The sequence below is a fragment of the Streptomyces flavalbus genome, from assembly GCF_042674625.1.
In the GTDB taxonomy this organism is placed as follows: domain Bacteria; phylum Actinomycetota; class Actinomycetes; order Streptomycetales; family Streptomycetaceae; genus Streptomyces; species Streptomyces flavalbus.
Map to the genome: position 1 here is coordinate 6,125,204 of NZ_JBHTEB010000001.1, position 19,531 is coordinate 6,144,734.

Genomic DNA, 19,531 nt, shown 5'->3' on the forward strand with positions numbered 1-19,531 from the left:
CCCCCGGGGGTACTCTGCTACCGTCGAGTACATACCCCCTGGGGTAATTCTCCACGGAAGGGAGTGCCTCGTGTTCTTCGTCGACACGATCGAGGTGTCGGGCCTCGGCAACCGGAGCTACCTCGCGGGCGGCGCGCGCACGGCCGTCGCCGTCGACCCGCCCCGCGACATCGACCAGGTGCTGGCGGCGGCCACCCGCCGCGGCGTGCGGATCACCCACGTCGTCGAGACCCACGTCCACAACGACTACGTCACCGGCGGCCTCGACCTCGCCCGGATCACCGGCGCCGCCTACCTGGTCCCCGCCGGGGCCCGGGTCTCCTTCGCCCGCACGCCCGTCCACGACGGCGACCGCACGGAGATCGACACCGCGCTCACCCTGCGCGCCCTGGCCACCCCCGGCCACACCCCGCACCACACCTCCTACGTCCTGGAGGAGGACGGCACGGCCGTCGCCGTCTTCACCGGCGGCTCCCTGCTCATCGGCACCGTCGGCCGCCCCGACCTCGTCGAACCCCGGCTCACCGAGCACCTGGCGCGCGCCCAGCACGCCTCCGCGCACCGGCTCGCCGCCGAGCTGCCGGAGGAGACGGCGGTCCTGCCCACGCACGGCTTCGGCAGCTTCTGCTCCGCCACCCAGGCCGAGGGGGACGCCACGACCATCGGCAAGGAGAGGACGTCCAACGACGCCCTCACCCGCGACGTGGACACCTTCGTCGCGGACCTCCTCGCCGCCCTCGACGACATCCCCGCCTACTACGCCCACATGGGCCCCGCCAACGCCGCGGGCCCCGCGCCCGTCGACCTCACCCCGCCCGCCGTCGCGGACGCCGACGAGATCGCCGCCCGGCTGGCGGCGGGGGAGTGGGTAGTCGACCTGCGCCACCGCGTCGCGTTCGCGGAGGGCCATGTCGCGGGCTCCCTCAACTTCGAGGCGGAGGGCCAGCTCGCCACCTACCTCGCCTGGCTGATCCCGTGGGGCAAGCCGGTCACGCTGCTCGCGGAGTCCCCGGAGCAGGTGGCCGCCGCGCAGCGCGAGCTGGCCCGGGTCGGCATCGACCGCCCCGCCGCCGCGGCGACCGGCGCCCCCGCCGACTGGCTGCGGCCCGGCGAGACCCCGGCCGCCTTCCGCCGCGCGACGTTCGCCGACCTGGCGACCGCGGGCGACGTGACCGTCCTCGACGTCCGCCGCGCCTCCGAACGCGCCGCCGGACACGTCGCGGGGTCGCTCTCCATCCCCCTGCACACCCTCCACCAGCGCATCGGTGAGATACCGGCCGGTGAGGTGTGGGTGCACTGCGCGGGCGGGACGCGCGCGGCGATCGCCGCCTCACTCCTGGACGCCGCCGGACGGGACGTCGTCGCGGTGGACGACTCCTTCGACGCCGCGGTGCGGGCGGGGCTGACGACATGACGCCCCCGACCCCCGGCCGGGTCACCGCCCGCGAGGCGGACCGGCTGGCGACGGCCACCGACGCCGTACTCCTGGACGTCCGCGAACTCCCCGAATGGCGGGCGGGCCACGCCCCCGCGGCCGTCCACCTCCCCCTCTCCGCCCTCACCGCGGGCGCGCCGCTGCCCGCCGCCGCGCAGGCCCGCCCCCTGCTGGTGGTCTGCCGCTCCGGCCACCGCTCCCAGCACGCGGCGGAGATCCTCGCCGCCCGGGGCGCGCACGCCGTCGACGTGATCGGCGGCATGGTGGACTGGGCGGCGGCCGGGCTGCCGGTGGTGGACGCCCACGGCGGGAACGGCGCCGTCGCGTGAGTGTGCTGCTCCTCGCCCTGACCGCCGGGGCCGTGATCGGCCTGGCGCTCGGCGCGCTCGGGGGCGGCGGCAGCGTGCTGGCCGTCCCCGCCCTGATCTACCTGCTCGGCTTCACCCCGGTCGCGGCGACCACCGCGAGCCTGGTCATCGTCACCCTCACCTCCGTCACCGCGCTCACCGCACACGCCCGCGACGGCCACGTCCGCTGGCGTACGGGGCTGCTGTTCGCGGCGGCCGGGATCGTCCCGGCGATGCTGGGCGGCGCGCTCGCGGCCCGCGTCCCCGGGGAGCTGCTGACGGCGGGCTTCGCCCTGCTCGCCGGGGCGGCGGCCCTGCGGATGCTGCGCGCCCGGACGACCACCGAGGCGCGGGTCCGCCCGCTCCCGGCGGCGGGCGCGGGCGCGGGCCTCGGCGGCGTCACCGGCCTGCTCGGCGTCGGCGGCGGCTTCCTCGCCGTACCCGCGCTGGTCGGGGTCCTGGGGCTGCGGATGCGGACGGCGGTGGGCACCAGCCTGCTGGTCATCACCGTCAACTCACTCGCCGCCCTCACCACCCGCGCGGACACACTGACCGGCCTGGACTGGTCCGTGGTGGCGCCCTTCACCGCCGCCGCGATCCTGGCCGCCTGGGACGGCGGACGCCTGGCGACGAGGATCAGGGCCCAGACCCTCCAACGCACGTTCGCGGCGGTCCTGCTGCTGGTGGCGGCACTCATGCTCGCGGAGGCGGCATGGTGACGCCCTCACGCCAGCGACAGGAACAGCTTCTCCAGCCGGGCGCGCATCGCCTCGGTGTCCTCACCGGTCTTCCGCCCGGACTCGATGTCCGCCACGCACTGCTGGAGCCCGGTGGCGATGATCGCGAACCCGGCCCGGTCGAGGGCGCGTGAGGCGGCGGCGAGTTGCGTGACGACGTCCTCGCAGTCCCGTCCCTCCTCGATCATCCGGATCACACCGGAGATCTGTCCCTGTGCGCGGCGCAGCCGGTTCAGTACGGCCTTCAGCTCCGCACCCGCAAGCTCAAGCTCCACGATCACTCCTCCACGGATACCCCTAGGGGTACTGTACGTCCCTTTTGGGACGGAGGTCGACCACGAAGGGAAACAGCCATGACCCACACCCTGCCCCCCGCCGAGGCGAGCGCCCGCCTGCACGAGTTCACGGTGATCGACGTCCGCACCCCCGCGGAGTACGCCTCCGGCCACCTCCCCGGCGCCCAGAACATCCCCCTGAACCGCGTGCGTTCGGCCCTGCCCTCCCTCCGCGAAGCGGCGAGGGACGGCGAGATCCTGATCGTCTGCGCCTCCGGCCCGCGCGCCCAGAACGCCTGCGAGCTCCTGGCCGCGGAGGGCATCCGCACGGCCACCCTGACCGGCGGCACGACGGCCTGGGCGGCGCAGGGCCACCCCCTGCACCGCCCGGCGGCCTGCGCCACGCGCTCGGTCTGGACCATGGAACGCCAGGTCCGCTTCACCGCGGGCACCCTGGTCCTCCTGGGCCTGCTCCTGGCCGCCCTGGTCCACCCCGCCCTCCAACTCCTCTCGGCGGCGATCGCGGGCGGCCTGGTCTACTCGGCCCTGACCGACACCTGCGGCATGGCGAGCCTCCTGGGCAGGCTCCCCCACAACCGCTGACGACCGCTAACCCAGCTCGATGTCGACGCCGGGCGGGCGCTTGAGGGTGTGGTGCACCGTGCAGTGCGAGGCGACGGCGAGCAGCGCGTCCCGCCGCTCCGGGGGGAACCCGGGCGGCGGTACGACGACGACCCGCAGCGACTCGACCCGCGCGGGCCGGTCCGCCATCACGAACTCCGTCCGCACCCGCAGCCCGTCCCGCGCCAGCCCGTGCCGGTGCAGGAAGCGCCCCGCGTAGAAGGCGACACAGGCCCCGAGTGAGGCGGCGAACAACTCCACGGGCGTCGGCGCGGTGTCCGCCCCGCCCACGGTACGGGGCTGGTCCACCAGCACCCGGTGACCGCGCACGTCGACGGCGTAGGCGTCGCCGTCCACGTGCACGACGTCAAGACGGTGGAGATCGATGTCCTGCGGCACGGTGTGTCTCTTCCCTGGTGTCCCTACTTGTCCTTGGCACCAGTCGACCGCACTTGGGGGTGCGGACCCTAGAGCCCCGGGGGGTCGAGTGAGGGACCATCGGCCCCTATACCCCGGGGGGTATAACTACCTGGTGACGCTCGCTATGAACGCCGCCCAGGCTTCTCGCGGTGACGGCGTACCTCCGCGCCGAAGAGGTCGCGGGCGGAGCGGTCGGGGAGAAGCTCGCGCGGCTGAAAGGTCATCGGTCTGCCCCTTTGGCGTACTCAGGGAGCTGTTCGCTGTCGATGTGTCGATGTGCCGATGCACGACACTGTGTCCCCCTAGGTCGGCGGTCCGTTACTCGGGCCTGTCAGCATGTCGGCGCGGGATTCCCTCGGCGCGGGCGATTTCGGTCGAAGTGGGCTTCCTGTGGCGAACACCGCACCCCTGCCACCCGTCACCCCTGGCGTCCGGCCGGGCGCCAGGGGGACGGCGTTCGGGCTACTTCAGGTAGGGACCCGGCGTTCCGATCTGGCCGGGGCCGTTCAGGACGTACACCCGGAGGTTGCCCTTGCCCGGGGCGGCGACCGTCAGCCTGCCGTCGGTGACGGTACGGGTGTCGCCGGTGACCGCGTCGCGGTACGTGCCGTTCGGGACGCCGGTGAAGGTGGCGCCGCCGGAGACGGTGACCAGGGCGAAGCTGTCCGTGGAGCCGTTGGTGTAGCGGCGCTTGAAGGCCATGTCGCCGCTGATGCCGTCCGTGGAGTACTGGCCCGTCTGGAGGGCGGGGACGGCGCGGCGGATCTGGTTCAGGCGCTGGACGTGCTGGGCGAGGGGCCGCGCCAGCGTGGTGGCCACCGTGCCGGTCGCGGAGTCCACCTCGGAGAAGTCGGAGGACCTCACCTCACCGGCGAGGTGGTCACCGTAGTAGGCGCGGCCGGTGGTGGCGAGGGGGCAGGTCGGGCCGCAGTCGATCTTCGCGCCCTTCTGGAACTCGATCTCCGAGCCGTAGTACAGGGTCGGGATGCCGCGGAAGGTCCACATCAGCGACATGTTCTCGGCCCAGGCGTCGGTGCCGCCGGTGTAGCGCTCACCGCTCTTGTTGGGGCCGTAGTCGTGGCTGTCGACGTAGACGACGTTGTACGTGGCGTCGTTGTGGCTGTCGTCGGAGTCCCTGCCGTTGTGGAAGGCGTTGCTGGCGTCACCGAAGTTCATGTGCATCCGCATGTCGATGACGTTCATGCCGGAGAACCGGCTGTGGTCGGGCGTGTGGTAGGCGTTGCCCTCCAGGAAGGCGTTGGTGGAGGTGGGCTGGTTGCCGGTGCCCTGCTGCTGCTCGTACTCGTACATCTCCAGTGCCGCGCGCTCGTCGTCGGCGCTGTACTCCCCGCGCTCCTTCCACGTGTAGAACTGCGCGGAGTGGTTGACCGAGCCCCGGTTCCACTTGTCGTTGACGAAGGCGGCGACCTCACCGAAGACGAAGAAGTTCCTCGCCGCCTCAATGCCGTGCTGCTGGGCCACGCGCTCCTGGATGGCGGGGAGGAAGCGGCGGTTCCAGGTGGTGCGGGGGATGTGGACGGCGGTGTCCACGCGGAAGCCGTCCACGCCCATGTCGATGTACTTGTTGTACGCGCCGATCAGGTAGTTCTGCACCTGCGCGTTCTCGGTGTCGAAGTCGGCGAGGTCCTCGTGCAGCCAGCAGGAGCGGGAGTCCTCGCCCTCCCAGTTGCCGATCCAGCAGTGGTGGTAGAGGGCCTTCGGGAACATGCCCGACGTCGGGCTGGGCCACTGGCAGTTGTAGATCGTGTAGCCCTCGGGGCTCTTGGCGCCGGTGGGCTGGCCCCAGTTGACGCAGGTGTTGCCGGACGGTTCGGCGGTGGACCAGAGGTCGCCGTTGTAGTACGACTTGCCGCTCTTGGGGTCGACGGTCAGGCCGTCGTACTCGAAGCCGGGCTGCCTCTCGTCGTAGTACCAGCTCCACTGGGCGTCGCGGACGCCGTACACGGTCGGGGTGAACAGGCCCTTGGCGCCCCAGCGGGAGGAGTGGTTGTAGACGACGTCCTGGTAGATCTTCATGCCCTTGGCGTGGGCCGCGTTGATCAGGTCCTGGTAGGAGGCGCCCGCGGACTCCAGGCGCGGGTCGACCTGGTAGAAGTCGTAGCCGTGGTAGCCGTGGTAGTCGTAGTCCGAGCGGTTGAGGACGACCGGGGTGACCCACACGGCGGAGAAGCCGAGGCCCTTGATGTAGTCGAGCTTGTTGATCAGTCCCTTGAAGTCGCCGCGGAACATCGGGTCGTTGTTGGCCGCGTTGCCGGACTTCACGTGCTGGCTGCCGCCTCGGTTGTTGCTGGTGTCGCCGTCGTTGAAGCGGGCGGTGAGGACGAAGTAGATCGGGTCCTTGCGGGGGTCGGTGCCCAGGGGGCTGCCCGCGGTGGGCGTGGGGGGCTTGGTGCCGGTGGTCGCCTGGACGGCGGCCGAGGCCGGGGAGACGTTGCCCGCCGCGTCCAGGGCGCGGACGGTGTACGTGTAGGTGGTCCTCTCCTCCAGGCCCGCGTCGGAGAGGACGGTGGAGCCGACGGTGGTGACCGTGTCGCCCTTGGTGCCGCCGGTGCGGGTGACCTGGTACGCCGTCACGCCCCGGTCGTCGGTGGACGGCTCCCAGGTCAGCACGACGGAGACGCCGTCCGCCTGGGTGCTGACCCTGGTGGGGGCGGTGGGTGCCTGGGTGTCGGGGGTCTGCTCGGCGCAGGGGTCGGCGGCGTTGGCGGTGACCTTGTTGTCGGCGACGGTGGTGACGCCGGTGGGGAGGGTGTAGTCGGCGCCCTTGTTGTTGTCCCAGACGCCGTTGCCGTTGTTGAACGCGGCCTTCATGGACGTGGCCGTGCCGAGGTCGACGTCCTTCTTCCACCAGCCGGTGCAGGCGGCCCGCATCCCGACGCCGGGGACGGCGGTCCAGGCGCCGCCAGCGGGCTGGTAGTGGAGGTTGGCGGTGGTCCAGCCGAGGGTGCGGGTGGAGAAGTAGACGGTGGCCTTGTTGCCGTCACCGGAGCCGGGGTCCTCCGTACCGGCGCAGGGGTCGGAGTGGGCGATCACGCCGTCCTTGACGGTGATGGCGCCGGTGCCGAGGGCGTAGTTCCTGCCGGAGTTGTTGTCCCAGGTGCCGGAGCCGTTGTTGAAGGTGGCCTGGAGACCGGTCGCGCCGCCGAGACTGACGGTCTTCTTCACCCAGTCGGTACAGGCGGCCTCCATGGCGACGCCGGGGACGGGGGTCCAGGCGCCGCCGTCGGGGGCGTAGTGCAGGTTGTACCGCGTCCAGTTCTTCGTCTTCGTGTAGTAGAAGACGGTCGCGGTGGGGTCGGTGGTGTCGGTGGTGGCGGCGGAAGCGGTGGGGAGCGGGGTGGGGCCGGAAACCAACCCCAGGACGGCGCCGACGGTCACGGCGGTGGCCAGCAGCCGTCCGGGCAGCCGCGTGCGGGTGCGTCTCATGCGTGTCTCCAGGGAGGAGTGGGGGACGCCGCGTGAAAGGGCTGACGGCAACTTGCAGAAAACCCTTACGGCAGCGCGAAGTTACTCGCGCGTGACGGCGGCGTAAAGGGGTCTCGCGACACCCGTCTCCGGAGGACGTGCCTACGGGTGGCGAGAGTTGACGCAGGTTGCGGGCTCACCTTGGGGCCACGCCCGCAATGGCTTGCGGTCGTCTTGCTGCAAGCACTTGCGGGCTGGCCCGAGGTGCGCGGCGCGGTCGTCCTCCGCCCACGGCGACATCACCGCCCGAAGCCTCCGCACTGCCAGAAGCTGACCAGCACCTCAACGCCCCTACACAGACGGGTCGGACACGTGTGGCGATGACGGCGAGGGCCGTGCCGTCGACCGGCTCCATGCCGGTCCACTGTGGGTTGTCCCCAGCATCAGGGTCCACCACGGGCCATCCGGCGAGGGCACGACACCGAGGCCGATGTCGAGGTAGGCGCAGTTGAGAAGGGCGCGGCGGTGTGGCGGGCTCCGCATCCAGGCGGTGACGACCTGGGCGGCGGTGCGCTGGCCGACCGCGATGTTCTCCGCGAGCCGGGACGGACGGTAGCCCGCCGCGCGGGCCCGGTCGCTGGGCCCCGAACCCCGGGCGCCGCGGTGGGAGAAGACGCCCCGACGGGACATCTCCGCGCTGTGACGCTGGGCCGCCCGGCGCAGCGCCGGACTGGGGCGCACGGCGCGGCACCCGGCGACGGCACGGTGGTCGTTCACCAGCGTGAGGACCCGTGCGCGGCTCTCCGACAGGTCCGTGGCGTAGGCGGGGGCGGGGGCCGCTGACGACGACAGCCACAGCAGCGCCGTGACGGCGCACACGGCCGCCCGCGCGGGTCGGCGCGTGACGGGGGTGCCCGAGGGCCGGGCCCGTCGGCGGCTCAGCGGCGGCCGTCGCCCCGGTGACGGCTGACGCGGTGATCGACTGGTCATCTCTCATTCTCCTCGGAGGTCTCCTCGGTGGTGGTTCTCGCCGTGGTGAAGGCCCCCGGTGGGGGCGGTACGCGCTCACCGGGGGCCTTGCTCCAGGTGCTCACCCGGCCTTGAGGGGCCTGGTGGTCCGGGTCGACGGGGGTGGTGCGCCGTCAGTCGCACTGCGCCGGGTTGCCGTCCTTGTCCTTGACGACGAAGGTGGACCGGCCGCTCTGACCCGCGATCTGCCACGTCAGGGACGGGAACTCGCAGACCTTCAGGTCCGCGCTGGTGCCCACCTCGGTCCGTAGTTCCACCGACTGACCGGGGTCCAGGTCCAGGCCGACGCCGGGGCAGTGCGAGACGGTCGCGTCCTCGTCGTCCTTGGTGCACTGCACCTCGTTGGTCTGGCCGTCCTTCTCCCAGTAGACGACGTTGTAGGCCCAACGCACGCCGGAGGGGCCGAGCTTGAGGGTGACGTCCTCCTTCCCGACGTGGGTGCTGCCGGTGTTGGTGACCTTGACACGCGGTACGGCGTTGCGGCCCGCGACCGTCCATACGTGGGGTACGTCGGCGATCTCCAGGTCGGTGTACGGGTCGGGGTCGCCGCTGCCGCCGACGGGCACCCCGACGCCGGCGAGGCGCCAGACGTCGCCCGCGTCGTTGCCGAGGTAGAGGTTGCCCTGGCTGTCCATGGTCAGGGCCCCGTCGCGCTGGGCCTTCATACCGGTCGCCACCTTCTCCGGCTGCGTACTACCGGCGGGGAGACGGTAAAGGTCGCCGCCGCCGACGTAGAAGAAGTTGCCAGCACCGTCCCGGACGAGACCGTAGGTGTCGTCGCTGCCGAGGTCGGCGACCTTCTCCACCCTGTAGCCGGACTTGTCGATCCGCTGCTTCCACAGCGCGCCGTCGTCGACGACATAGACCGCGTTGCCCTCCACCACCAGCGACCTGTCCGTGGGCAGGTGTCCGACCACCACCTGGCTGCGGAGTTCCTCCGCCGTGAGGTCCACCGTGCGGATCTGGTCGTTGACCGCGAGGTAGAGCGTCCCGTCCCGGAGCGCCAGACCGTCGATGACGTGGTCGTACAGCTCGTCCTCGTCGAGGATCCGCTCTGGCTTCGGGTTCTCGGCGTCGAGTGCCAGCTTGTTGATGTCGCCGCCGCCGTCGCCGAAGTACAGGATGCGGCTGTCCTCGTCGAAGGCCACCGCCGTCACCCAGCCCAGGCCGCTGGCCAGTTGACGGATGCCGTCGGAGGAGATCTCCCAGGCCGTGCCGCTGTTGTCGATGGAGTACACCCGGCCCTGGGAGTCCGCCACCGCGGCGTACGTACCGCCGTCCATCTTCGCCAGGCTGACGCACGTCGTCCTGTCCTCCGTCGGGCACTCGATGACCGTGCGGCCCTCCTCCGCGGCGCTCGCGCCCGGTGCGGAGGCCAGGGCGGTCCCGGTCACCGCCGCCACCGTCAGCGCGGCGGAGACGATCCGGGCGGTCCGGCGGCTCCCGCGGTCACCCTGCCGTGCCGCTGCACGGACCAGTTCCTTCGCCATGTGCCTTCCTTTCCGTGCCGGTCCGCGCCCGACGGGGCCACCCCCGCGATCTGTCCGCGGCCGTGCACAAGGAGGGGATGCGCTCCGCGAGTCACGCATAAGCCGTATCAGCGCACTTGTTGGACAGTGCGGCCAGCTAGTCGCCTGGTGTCGTACACCTCGACGGCTCCGGCGGTCGGGCCCGTCTCCGTGTGCACCAGGCGTGCCCGGCGCCGCAGTTCCGTGCGCAGGGCCGGGTCGATGAAGGCGTAGCCCTGTCGCACCAGCTCCCGGGTGACCAGCACGTAGTCGGTGTCGGGGAGCCGGGGGGACTTGTAGTGGGTGCGGCCGTTGTCCCAGTCCGGTGGGCGGGCCTCGGGGAGCAGCACGGCCAGGGTGTCGTCCGTGGCGCGGACCGTCTCGTCCTGGCCGACCCGGGCGTCGATCCAGGAGATCGTCCGCCGCAGCGCGTCGTCGTGCCGCCCGTGCGTCCGGCTCCAGACCACCGTGTCGGCGCAGAGGGCGGCGGTGGTCAGCGCGCAGACCGCGCCCAGGCACACCGTGCGGCGGTGCCGGGGCCGGGTCCGTGACCCTGGGTGCCGCCGCGGACGCGCGGGCAGGAGCAGGTCGGCGGTCACGGCCAGGGCGAGGGCGCACACGAGCAGCGCCGGGTAGAACATCTGCTCCTCGACGGTGCCGAGGAGAGCGGCGTACAGCGGCGTCGGCAGCGAGCAGGCCGCCCATACCGTGACCACCGTCCGCCCGGGGCGTCTGGTGAACAGGCGGGGGCGGTTGAGCCGTTGCCACACCAACCAGCAGGTGGCGCAGGCTCCGAGAGCGAGAAGGGCGTAGGACACCCCCAGGTCGCCGAGGCGGGCATGGAGCCGACCGGAGAGCACGGCGGTGTTGTCGGGGCTGCCGAACCCGGTGAGCCGGTCCAGGCCCGCCGCCCGTCGCAGCCCGTGGAACCGTTGCGACCGCCAGTCGGCCCAGTGACCGGTGGCGATCGTCGCCGCCAGGTAGCCGCCGTAGCCCCCGGCCGCCACCGCCGCCGCGGTCAGGTACGTCCGGCGCACGGCTCCGCGTGAGAGGACCGCGAGGACGACCACGGGCAGCAGGGTCGCCAGCACGTACCAGTCCTTGGTGGTGAGGGAGACGGCGAACAGCAGCCCCGCCGCGCACCCGGCGCCACGGGCACCGCCCGGCCGCCCGGCCGCGCGGGTGAGGACGAGCATCCCGAGGGCGGCGGCGGCCATCGTCGGGGTCTCCAGGAACACGCGGCTGTCGAACCGGTTCAGGAAGGGGTCGAGCGCGAGGAGGAGGCCGGTGGCCCAGGCGACGGACGGGCGTACGGTGCGCAGCAGCAGTGCGGTGAGCGCGGTGACCGACAGCGCCCCGATGACGGCGATGACCGGCCGCAGGGCCAGGACCGCGTCAGCCAGGTCGGGCGGGCCGTGCGTGGCGCGCAGGACGCCCGCGAGCAGGGCGAACAGCGCGGGAGGGTGCAGTGCGAAGTACCCGCCCTCGAAAGCCGGTTCGCCGTCGTCCGCCAGGCTCTGGCTGATGGCGACGTAGTAGCACTCGTCCACGTGGATGTCGTATGCCTGCCGCACCGCTGTGAGCCGTAGGGTGAGCGCTCCGCCGAACAGCGCGAACAAGGCGGCCGGGCGCCGGGCGCCCGGGTGGTGGGACAGGGCGCGGAGCATGACACGTGGTCCTTTCGCCGATGGGTGTGCTGGCCGTTGTGGCCGATTCCGTTCCGCGGCAGGACCCGGGTACGGTCCTGCCGCGCGGGGGACGTCACACGGTGCGCGTGTGGCGGGCCACCGTGCGGTAGAGCGCGAGTTGCCGGTGCGCGGTCTCCCGCCAGTCGAGGTGGCGCACGGACGCCGGGCCCGCGGCTCCCAGCCGTCGGCAGCGCTCGGGGTCACGGGCGAGGGCGGCGAGGGCGTCACCGTAGGCGGTGGTGTCGCCGGGCGGCACGCGCACTCCGGTCTCCCTGGTGACCAGGTCCCGCAGGCACGGGATGTCGAAGCACAGCACCGGGGTGCCGCACGCCAGTGCCTCGGCCGCCACCAGACCGAAGGTCTCGTACCGGCTCGGCACGCACACCAGGCGGGCCGAGGCCAGGAGCGCGAAGCGCGCGTCCCCGTCGACGCGTCCCAGCCATCGCACGCGACGGCCGGTTCCCAGCCGGTCGGCCAGCTCGCGCAGGGCCCGCGCGTGCGGACCGTCGCCCGCGATCCACAGGTCGGTGTCCACCTCCCCGGCGACCCTGGCGTAGGCCCGCAGCAGGACGTCGAGCCCCTTGGAGGTGTGTTCCAGTCGCCCGAGATACAGCAGGTGGTTCCCGTCGCGCGGTGGCCGGGCGGCGACCGCACCGGCGTCCAGGCCGTTGGGCAGGGCGACGACGTGGGCCTGTGGCCGACGGCGGCGCACCTCCTCCGCCAGACCCTCACTGACCGTGACGAGGGTGGTGTGCGACCGCAGGCCCAGGCGCTCCACGGCACCGAACGGCAGGCGGTAGTCCCGGGCCTTCTCCCGCGCGGCCAGCCACTGTACGACGCCGACCACGGGGCGCCGGGTCCACCACGGCACACAGACGGAGGAGAACGGGGCGGCGAAGTCCTCGACGACGAGGTCCGGGTCCGTGCGGCGTACCAGCAGGGGCAGACCTACGGTCACGGCCGCGAAGTACGCCAACTGGCAGGGGAACCGGTGGCGCAGGACGGGGGCCAGACGGCGGAGCACGGGGACGTAGCGCACGCCGTCACGCGTCGTCGGCGTGCACCCGGGCCATGGCGCGCAGACCGCGGTGACCCGTACGCCGCTGGCGGCCAGACGTCGGTTGACCTGGTGGGTGCGGACCGAGCCGCCGCCCGCCCCGGGCGCGCGGGGGTCCTCGAAGGCGAGGTGCAGGACCCGTAAGGGGCCCGCGCGCCGCTGCCGCCGGGTGACCCACCCGGTGGCGGCACCGGCGAGGGCGACCGCGGCCAGGCACCAGGGCAGCGGATGGGGGCGCAGGGCTCCCAGGACAAGTGCCGGGACGGGCACGGCGAGCAGGGAGCACCCCGCCCCGCGGCCGGGGCGGACGCGCCCGGCCCGGCGCCACGCCAGCACCGCCACGGCACCGGCCGTTGCCACGGCGACGGCGGCCGACGTCCAGGCCAGTGCCCGCGTCCCGCTGGCGGCGACGCCGTAGCCGAGAGCGGCGAACGGGCACACCAGGGCGAGGGTGACCGCCACCGGCAGCAGCGGACCCCAGGCCAGGAAGACGGTGACGAGCAGGACGAGGGTGGCGTGTCCGCCCGCCGCGATGCCCAGCGGAACGAGGAGGTCGGCTGAGGCGGCGTAGGCCGGGGGAACGGCGAGGGCGAGGATCTCGGGAGGACAGGTCGCCGTCGCGGCGACCAGGACGGACACGGTGGCCGCGTGTTGCCGCAGCGCCTGCCCCAGCGCCCCGTGGGTCGGGCCCCACGCCGGGCACCGGGTCAGCCGTGGCAGCAGCACGGCGGCGAGCGCGGTGGCGACGAACACGGGCACCCTGGCCGGCAGCAGCAACGCCTGGTACGGGGCGAGTGCGGCGTCCCCCTCCTGGACGGCGGCGGCCACCACCACGTCCAGCGCGGGCAGCAGATACACCAGCGCCTGGAGGAGGCCGATGGCCAGAGCCTGTCGCCACATCGGTCCGGTCGTGGATGCCGCGGTCGCACCCGCCCCTTCCGGCCCCCGTGCCCGGTCGTCGGTGCGGTGCTTCGGCACCGCCGCGGTGTCCGGCCCGCTGGTCCGCCGCGGTCGTACGGCCAGCGCGGCCAGCGCCGTACTCCCGGCCGCGGCGGCGAACCCGGCGATCGCGCCGGTGTCGCCGCCGCCCGTCGCCGCCGCCACCGCTGTCACGGCGGCGCGCAGCACCGCCTCCGCCGTCCACAGCACCGCCAGGGAACGGAACGCCTGACGGCTCTGCGTCAGCCCGAGGCCGGTCGCGTTCACCCACAGGGCCGCCACCGCCACGGCGATCACGGTGAGGAGACCGGGCGTGGCGTACGGAAGGGTCACCGCGCCCGCGGCGACCGCGCACACCAGCGCCGCCGCCACGGCGATCCGCAGACAGGGCCCGGTCACGGACGAGACCTGCCCCGCCGTGGCCTGGCGCGCGGTCACCCGTGCCACCAGGGGCGGCATGGTCGCTCCGGCGAGGGCCCCGACCACCAGCAGGACGGCGGCGACGGCGGCGTAGCGCGCGTACTCGGGCGGCGTCAGCAGGCGCATCGCGAGCACGGAACCGCCGTAGTTGACCGCGCCGGTCAGCAGCGCGGAGCCGGTGAGGAGGACCGCGGGCCGTGGGGTGCGGCGTGGCGCGTCGGCGGCGGCCGACGGGGGAGCGGGTCGGGAGCCGGGCCGACGGGTGGTCATCGCCCGCTCGTCGGCCGTGCCGACCGGACCCCTGTCGCCCGCGGCCCACCGGGCCCGGGCGCCGCTGGCGGCCGTGGCGCCGGGGGGTGCCGTTCCCAGCCCAGGAGGTCGCTGTGGCGGGCGAGCCGGGTCCGCACGTGAGGGTCGGACGGGTCGACCCCGGTCCGTGCCACGATCTCCCGGGCGCCTTGCTCGTCGACGCCGGTCAGAAGGAGTGCGGCCCGTGGGCCCCGGGTGTCCATCAGGTCGGTGACGCGCAACGCGCTCGTGTCCGCCCGTCGCAGCAGGCTGTGGGGCAGGGTGACCACGGTGCAGGAGTCGGACACCCGCTCGGGGACGTTCGCGGACAGGCGGTCGCGTTCGGCCGTGAGGGCGGCCAGCAGGTGCCCCGTGGTGGCGGTCCAGGTGAAACGCGACGCCCACGCTCGGCAGGACCTGGCGTACCTGTCCGCGCGTGCCGTGTCCGCCACCGTGCGCAGCGCCCGGGTGACGGCGGCGCCGAGGTCGGTGCGGCCTTCCGGCAGGAGCCAGCCGGTCTCTTCGTGGTGGACGACGTCGCGCAGACCGGGTACGTCGTGCACCAGCGCCGGGACACCGGCCGACGCGGCCTCCATGACGGCGATGCCCCAGCCCTCGCGCAGGGAGGGGTAGACGGTCAGCCACGCGGAGGCGACCAGCGCGTCGCGGTCCGGGGTCGGCAGGCGCCCGTGGAACACGACGTGGTCGTGGACGCCCACCTGACGGGCGAGCGCCTCCAGTTGGGTCCGGCAGCGGCCGTCGCCGATGAGGTGCAGCTCGGTGCCGGGTACGGCCGCGCGGACGGCGGGGAGGGCGCGCAACAACAGGTGCAGACGTTTCTGCGGGGTCAACCGTCCGACGTGCACGATGCGCGGGCGCGAGGCGCGGGCGCCGGGCGCCACGGGCGTGTGGCCCGGCGGTGCCAGCCGGATCGGGCCCTTCAACCCCAACTCGCCGCGGATCTGCGCGCGGGACGACGGCGAGACGGTGCAGACGGCCCGGGATCCGTAGACGACGCGGCTGCCGGCCGACTCCAGCCAGCGGCCCAGCGCGGCGAGCGGCCGTGGCAGGAGGAGGGCGAACTGCCGCTGGTGGACGTGGTGGATGAGCAGGAGGACGGGGGTACGGCGCCGCACCGCGAGCGGGGCGAAGAAGGGAACGCCGTTCTGGGAGTCGATGACGGCGTCGACGCGGCGGCGGTGCCGGGCCAGCCACAGGAGGGCGAGCGGGTAGACGCCGAACCGTCCGCCCACGCGGACCACGGTTCCGTGGTCGGTGCCCTCACGGCGGGGTGCGCCGCGCGGGCGGGCCGTCAGGTAGGTCACGCGCACTCCCGCGGCGACGAGCCGTCGGGCCACCTGTTCGCAGTAGACCTCGGCGCCTCCCGCGTCGGGATGCCGTTGGTCGCGCCAGTTGCACAGCACCACGTGCCGGCCACGCCACTGCGCCACGCCGGGGAACAGCGACGCCAGGCTGGGGGCGGTCACGGCGTGGGCCTCTGGGTGCCGTGGCGGGCCCGGTGCAGGTGCCACAGTTCGCCCGCGACCCGCAACCCGTCCCGCCCGGCGCGGAATCTCGAACCCGGCTGGTCGCTCCAGGCCACGGGGAACTCCACGACCTTCACGCCGAGGGTCCGGGCGCGGGCGATCGCCTCCACGTCGAACGCGAATCCGGTGCACGAGACACCCGCGAACAGTTCCCGGGCCACGGACGTGCGGAAGAACTTGAGACCGCACTGCGTGTCCGTCACCCGACCGGAGAGGCGTCTGGTGAGCAGCCGGAACCCGGCCCCTCCCAGTCGGCGGTGGAGCGGCTGCCGCACGGGGAGCTGGGCGCCGAGGCAGCGGCGGGAGCCGACGACCACCGGCCAGCCCTCCAGCAGCAGGCGTACCGCGTGGTCCACCGCTGTCACGGGCGTCGGCAGGTCGGCGTCGCAGAAGCCGGTCCAGCGGGCCGGGGAGGTGGTCACGCCGCGTTTGACGGCGGCTCCCTTACCGCGCTGCGCGCACCCGGTCACGGTCACGGGCACCCCCTCGGCCGCCACGCGGTCAACCGCCTCCGCGGTACGGTCACTGCTGCCGTTGTCGATGACACGGAGCGCCGTACGCAGGGGCAGGCGGCTCAGGTGGGCGCCGAGCGCCCGGAGCGTGGTCGGCAACCTGTGTTCCTCGTTGTAGGCGGGGATGAGGATCTCCAGCTCCGGGGGCCGTGTCCCGGCGGGGCGTGGTGTGGTGGGGACGGGCTGCGTCATGTTCGGGCTCCTGTCGGCCCCGGCACCGGGCCGGGCGCGTGTCGACCTGCGGCGGACGCCGGACCGTCCGTGCGTCGGCCGCGCGTCGGGGTGGTGTCCGCCGACTGTTCTCTGGTGGCCTGTTCATTGCAGCGGCGCCACGGAATTCGGAGAAGCGATTCGAGTACGCTTCGGCCAAGAGGTACAAAGCCTGGCGATGACGCGGCGAGCTACTTTGTATGCCCATATGAACCGCGCGGAATGTGCGACTGTTCGACCGCCATCCTCATTCGGTCACGCTTACCCGGAAGTCCCCACTCGCAAGCCGCGGGGAGCGGATTATGCGTCTTCTTTCGCGTAATTCAGTCAGGAGGAATAAAGAAACGATTCGCCTGTCGAACTTTTTCATGCAGAGTGTCCATTGGTTCACGCCAACCCGGAATGCAATCTGGTTCTCATCGGAACCAGAACGTCTTACCGGAGTCACGATTCCTACGAGGAGTATTCGTGGAAGACCTTGCATGTGCGGTGGAGAGCGGTCCCCGGCAGCGACACGCCCTCGCGGCCGCGGTCGCCCAACTGCTGCCCCACATCGACCAGATCACCCGGGAAGTGCTGGCGCGGACCAGTCCGGGCCGGTCGGCGGACCAACCTTCCCTGACCGCACTGGTCAGAGAGGACCTCGCCGCCTGGACGACCGCGCTCGCGCGGCCCCTGCCCGGAGCGCGGCTGGGCGCGTTGTTCGCCGCGCGTGCGGGCGCCCACCAGCGGGCCGGGTTCACCTGCGAGGAATCCCTGCTCCAGCAACATGCCTGTGCCGCCGCGTTGCTTCCGGCGCTGCGCCGGTCCGGCCCGCGGAACCGGGCGGGAGAGGACACGAGGAGGCGGACTTCAGTCATCGGGTGCTGTGTGTGTTCGGCCTGGCGTCCAAGGCCGTCGTCCGCCAGTACGGGGCGCCGCCGACCGCCCTCCCCGCCCCACGGCGGGGCCGGGTCACCACGACACCCGCCTCTGGTCGCGAACGCACCGGCTCCCCCCGGTGGTGTCTGGCGGCGGCGCAGTTGGGACCGGGGGCCAAGGAGTCGCTCAACGAGTTCCGGGCGGCCAATCCCACGGCGATGATCGCGGTGACGGGTGAACACCTCACCGCCTTCACCGATCAACGCCCCCATCGGGCCGACCTGTTCGGTCCGCACGGGGTGGTGCCGGTCGAGGACGGCGACACCAGCCGCGCCGCCCGCCTGGCCGCCGTGGCCGCGATCATCGCCCGACACTACGGTGTGAGCGTGGACGGCGAACAGGCACTCCCGCTCATCACCGCCCTGGACATGCCGCCCGAGAAGCGGCAGGAGTTCATCACCTCGTGTCTGGGCCCGCTCCACACCTCCGGACGACACCGGTACCTCCTGGACACCCTCAATTCCTACCTCGCGCACAACTTGTGCGTCACGGCGGCGGCCAGAAGCCTCTACGTGCACCGGCACACCTTCACCTACCGGCTACGTTCCATCGAGCACCTCGCCGGCCTGGACCTCGGCAACCCCTACGACCGGCTGCGCGCGGAACTCGCCCTCATCCTGAGCCGGACGTCCTACTGGCCCGTGCCTCGGCGGCGCGCTGTCCGACCCGACCGTGAGCGGCGGTGAGGAGCGGCGTATATCCCTGTGGGTGTTTCTGGGCGCCGACGGCCATTGCCTGAGCGGTTGTCCGCGCCTCGGGAAGGAAGTTATCGCAATACGTTATGGGTGCACGGCGTTGTGGCGCTGGCCTCCCTCACGGGCGAGGCCCCCGCGGCGGTGTGGTGGAGACGTCCGATGTCTCGACCGACTGCCCGGGGGCCTCTCCTATGGCGCTTGGCGGGCGTCACCTCACCGGGGACCGGCTCGGAGGAGCCCACTCACCGGGAGGACGAGTCAGCCACCCGGCTGCCGCGGGGTGTCAGCGCTGCGCGTCGCCGGACCCGCCCCGGGCGGAACGGGCGCACAGCGGGTCCAGGGGGGCGGTGGGAGGCGCGAACTGGACGCAGCTCGTCAGCGGCGCGACGCCTCCGACGGCTTCGACGAGCCGGAAGCAGGCGTTGATGTCGGTCACCTTGTCGATCGGCCCCAGGACGAGGTCCGGGAAGAGCAAGGGGCTGATGACGTAGCAGCCGTCACACAGGTCGCGGATGTACCAGCGCTGCGCGTCGGCCTGCTGACCGGACTCGTGCAGGGGGCGGGCGTCCTGGAGGAGCACACCGGTGCCGGTGGGGTTGTTCGGGTCGATGGCCATCTGCTTCTTGTCGGCCATGGCGCTCTGGAACCGGTAGGTCACCAGGCCGTCGGCTGAGTCCTCGCAGATGACCTGCCACAGGTGCCGCTTGTCCGTGTTGGCCTTGAGCGGGTAGGCGCGGATCTGGAGGTCGGCCTCCTTGGTGATGTATCCGCCACTGAGCACGTGCACGATCACCACGGGCTTCTCCTGGCAGACGGAGTTGACCACGGCGTCGAGGCTGTTGCGACTCATCGGGCTGTTCCTTTCGTTGACCCCTTCGGTCAGGGGCGTATGCCCAAGTGGTCCCCGCCCGGTGGTACGGCACTCCGGAGGCGGGAGAGGACGGGACACAGTGTCCTGCGAACGGGGCGGACCATGCCGAGCAGGGCGGGGTCCACCGCGTACGCGCTGTTCAGCGGGCGCGGGCAGCCCGGCCCTCGGGGACCGCGCGGAGCGCCTCGGCGGCCAGCCTCCAGGCCCGGTTGACCGCGTCGGGCGTCCCGGCGCCGACCGACACCCCGGCGGTGGGGAACGGGTGTGCGGTCTGCCCGGCGAGCGGGACGCGCCCGACCCGGTACCACCGGCAGGCGCTGAGGTGTCCGCGAAGAGGCGTGCCCGTCCCTTGCGCGAGAAGCTGTTGTCCAGCGCCGCTCCAGGGCCCGAATCGCCCGGGGGCGCGCTCCTCGTCCGCGGCCGGTCAGACGTTGGTGAGGTCGAACGACTCGGCGGGGCCGATCGTGGTGCGGTTGGCGGTGAGGGGGGTGGTTCCGGCGTTTCCGGCGCTGACGTACATGTTGTTGGCCTGTGCGCGCAGGCTGGTGGTGCCGTCGGAGTTGTTCACGCGTTGGAAGGTCTCCC

The 19,531-nt window shown here is 72.8% G+C and carries 15 protein-coding genes; 5 read left to right on the plus strand and 10 right to left on the minus strand.

Annotated features, from left to right (window positions below):
* Positions 1-70: 70 nt before the first annotated feature.
* Genes ACFQZ6_RS27485 through ACFQZ6_RS27495 form a run of 3 tightly spaced genes read left to right on the plus strand, consistent with a single transcriptional unit; the run spans position 71 to position 2,501 of the window.
* Positions 71-1,414, plus strand: a complete 1,344-nt coding sequence (locus ACFQZ6_RS27485) for an MBL fold metallo-hydrolase (protein WP_381613962.1) — start codon at positions 71-73, stop codon at positions 1,412-1,414.
* Complete coding sequence (locus ACFQZ6_RS27490; protein WP_381613965.1) at positions 1,411-1,764, plus strand: rhodanese-like domain-containing protein; 354 nt, start codon at positions 1,411-1,413, stop codon at positions 1,762-1,764. Before ACFQZ6_RS27485 ends, ACFQZ6_RS27490 begins: the two co-directional genes overlap by 4 nt.
* Positions 1,761-2,501 carry a sulfite exporter TauE/SafE family protein gene (locus ACFQZ6_RS27495; RefSeq protein WP_381613968.1) on the plus strand — a complete coding sequence of 247 codons (741 nt, stop codon included), beginning with the start codon at positions 1,761-1,763 and terminating at the stop codon, positions 2,499-2,501. Before ACFQZ6_RS27490 ends, ACFQZ6_RS27495 begins: the two co-directional genes overlap by 4 nt.
* Positions 2,502-2,506: 5 nt before the next feature.
* Here ACFQZ6_RS27495 and ACFQZ6_RS27500 read toward each other — a convergent pair whose 3' ends face one another.
* Positions 2,507-2,794: a metal-sensitive transcriptional regulator gene (locus ACFQZ6_RS27500; protein WP_360212735.1), complete on the minus strand. Its 288-nt coding sequence runs from the start codon at positions 2,792-2,794 to the stop codon at positions 2,507-2,509.
* A 78-nt stretch (positions 2,795-2,872) separates the two neighbouring features.
* On the opposite strand from ACFQZ6_RS27500, the gene ACFQZ6_RS27505 reads away from it, so the two are divergent.
* Complete coding sequence (locus ACFQZ6_RS27505) at positions 2,873-3,397, plus strand: rhodanese-like domain-containing protein (protein WP_381613972.1); 525 nt, start codon at positions 2,873-2,875, stop codon at positions 3,395-3,397.
* A 6-nt stretch (positions 3,398-3,403) separates the two neighbouring features.
* Here the strand turns inward: ACFQZ6_RS27505 and ACFQZ6_RS27510 are convergent, their stop codons facing one another.
* The 8 genes from ACFQZ6_RS27510 to ACFQZ6_RS27545 form a co-directional block, all read right to left on the minus strand.
* A complete protein-coding gene (locus ACFQZ6_RS27510; protein ID WP_381613975.1) occupies positions 3,404-3,814 on the minus strand; it encodes an OsmC family protein in 411 nt (136 codons plus the stop codon).
* A gap of 483 nt (positions 3,815-4,297) precedes the next feature.
* Positions 4,298-7,282 carry a carbohydrate binding domain-containing protein gene (locus ACFQZ6_RS27515; protein WP_381613978.1) on the minus strand — a complete coding sequence of 995 codons (2,985 nt, stop codon included), beginning with the start codon at positions 7,280-7,282 and terminating at the stop codon, positions 4,298-4,300.
* 330 nt (positions 7,283-7,612) lie between these two features.
* Positions 7,613-8,251 carry a CAP domain-containing protein gene (locus tag ACFQZ6_RS27520; protein WP_381613981.1) on the minus strand — a complete coding sequence of 213 codons (639 nt, stop codon included), beginning with the start codon at positions 8,249-8,251 and terminating at the stop codon, positions 7,613-7,615.
* Positions 8,252-8,403: 152 nt separating this feature from the next.
* A complete protein-coding gene (locus ACFQZ6_RS27525) occupies positions 8,404-9,780 on the minus strand; it encodes a hypothetical protein (protein ID WP_381613984.1) in 1,377 nt (458 codons plus the stop codon).
* Between the two features lie 107 nt (positions 9,781-9,887).
* The gene (locus ACFQZ6_RS27530) at positions 9,888-11,465 is read right to left on the minus strand and encodes a hypothetical protein (RefSeq protein ID WP_381613987.1); all 1,578 of its coding nucleotides are present in this window, start codon (positions 11,463-11,465) and stop codon (positions 9,888-9,890) included.
* A 94-nt stretch (positions 11,466-11,559) separates the two neighbouring features.
* Positions 11,560-14,172: a glycosyltransferase gene (locus tag ACFQZ6_RS27535; RefSeq protein WP_381613990.1), complete on the minus strand. Its 2,613-nt coding sequence runs from the start codon at positions 14,170-14,172 to the stop codon at positions 11,560-11,562.
* Positions 14,169-15,677, minus strand: coding sequence for a glycosyltransferase family 4 protein (locus tag ACFQZ6_RS27540; RefSeq protein WP_381613993.1), 1,509 nt, complete (start codon positions 15,675-15,677; stop codon positions 14,169-14,171). The genes ACFQZ6_RS27535 and ACFQZ6_RS27540 overlap by 4 nt, the downstream gene beginning before the upstream one ends.
* Positions 15,674-16,441, minus strand: a complete 768-nt coding sequence (locus tag ACFQZ6_RS27545) for a glycosyltransferase (protein ID WP_381613996.1) — start codon at positions 16,439-16,441, stop codon at positions 15,674-15,676. The genes ACFQZ6_RS27540 and ACFQZ6_RS27545 overlap by 4 nt, the downstream gene beginning before the upstream one ends.
* An 881-nt stretch (positions 16,442-17,322) precedes the next feature.
* Here ACFQZ6_RS27545 and ACFQZ6_RS27550 point away from each other — a divergent pair.
* Positions 17,323-18,066 carry a PucR family transcriptional regulator gene (locus ACFQZ6_RS27550; protein ID WP_381613998.1) on the plus strand — a complete coding sequence of 248 codons (744 nt, stop codon included), beginning with the start codon at positions 17,323-17,325 and terminating at the stop codon, positions 18,064-18,066.
* A gap of 292 nt (positions 18,067-18,358) precedes the next feature.
* Here the strand turns inward: ACFQZ6_RS27550 and ACFQZ6_RS27555 are convergent, their stop codons facing one another.
* Positions 18,359-18,925, minus strand: coding sequence for a hypothetical protein (locus tag ACFQZ6_RS27555; RefSeq protein ID WP_381614001.1), 567 nt, complete (start codon positions 18,923-18,925; stop codon positions 18,359-18,361).
* Positions 18,926-19,531: the final 606 nt, after the last annotated feature.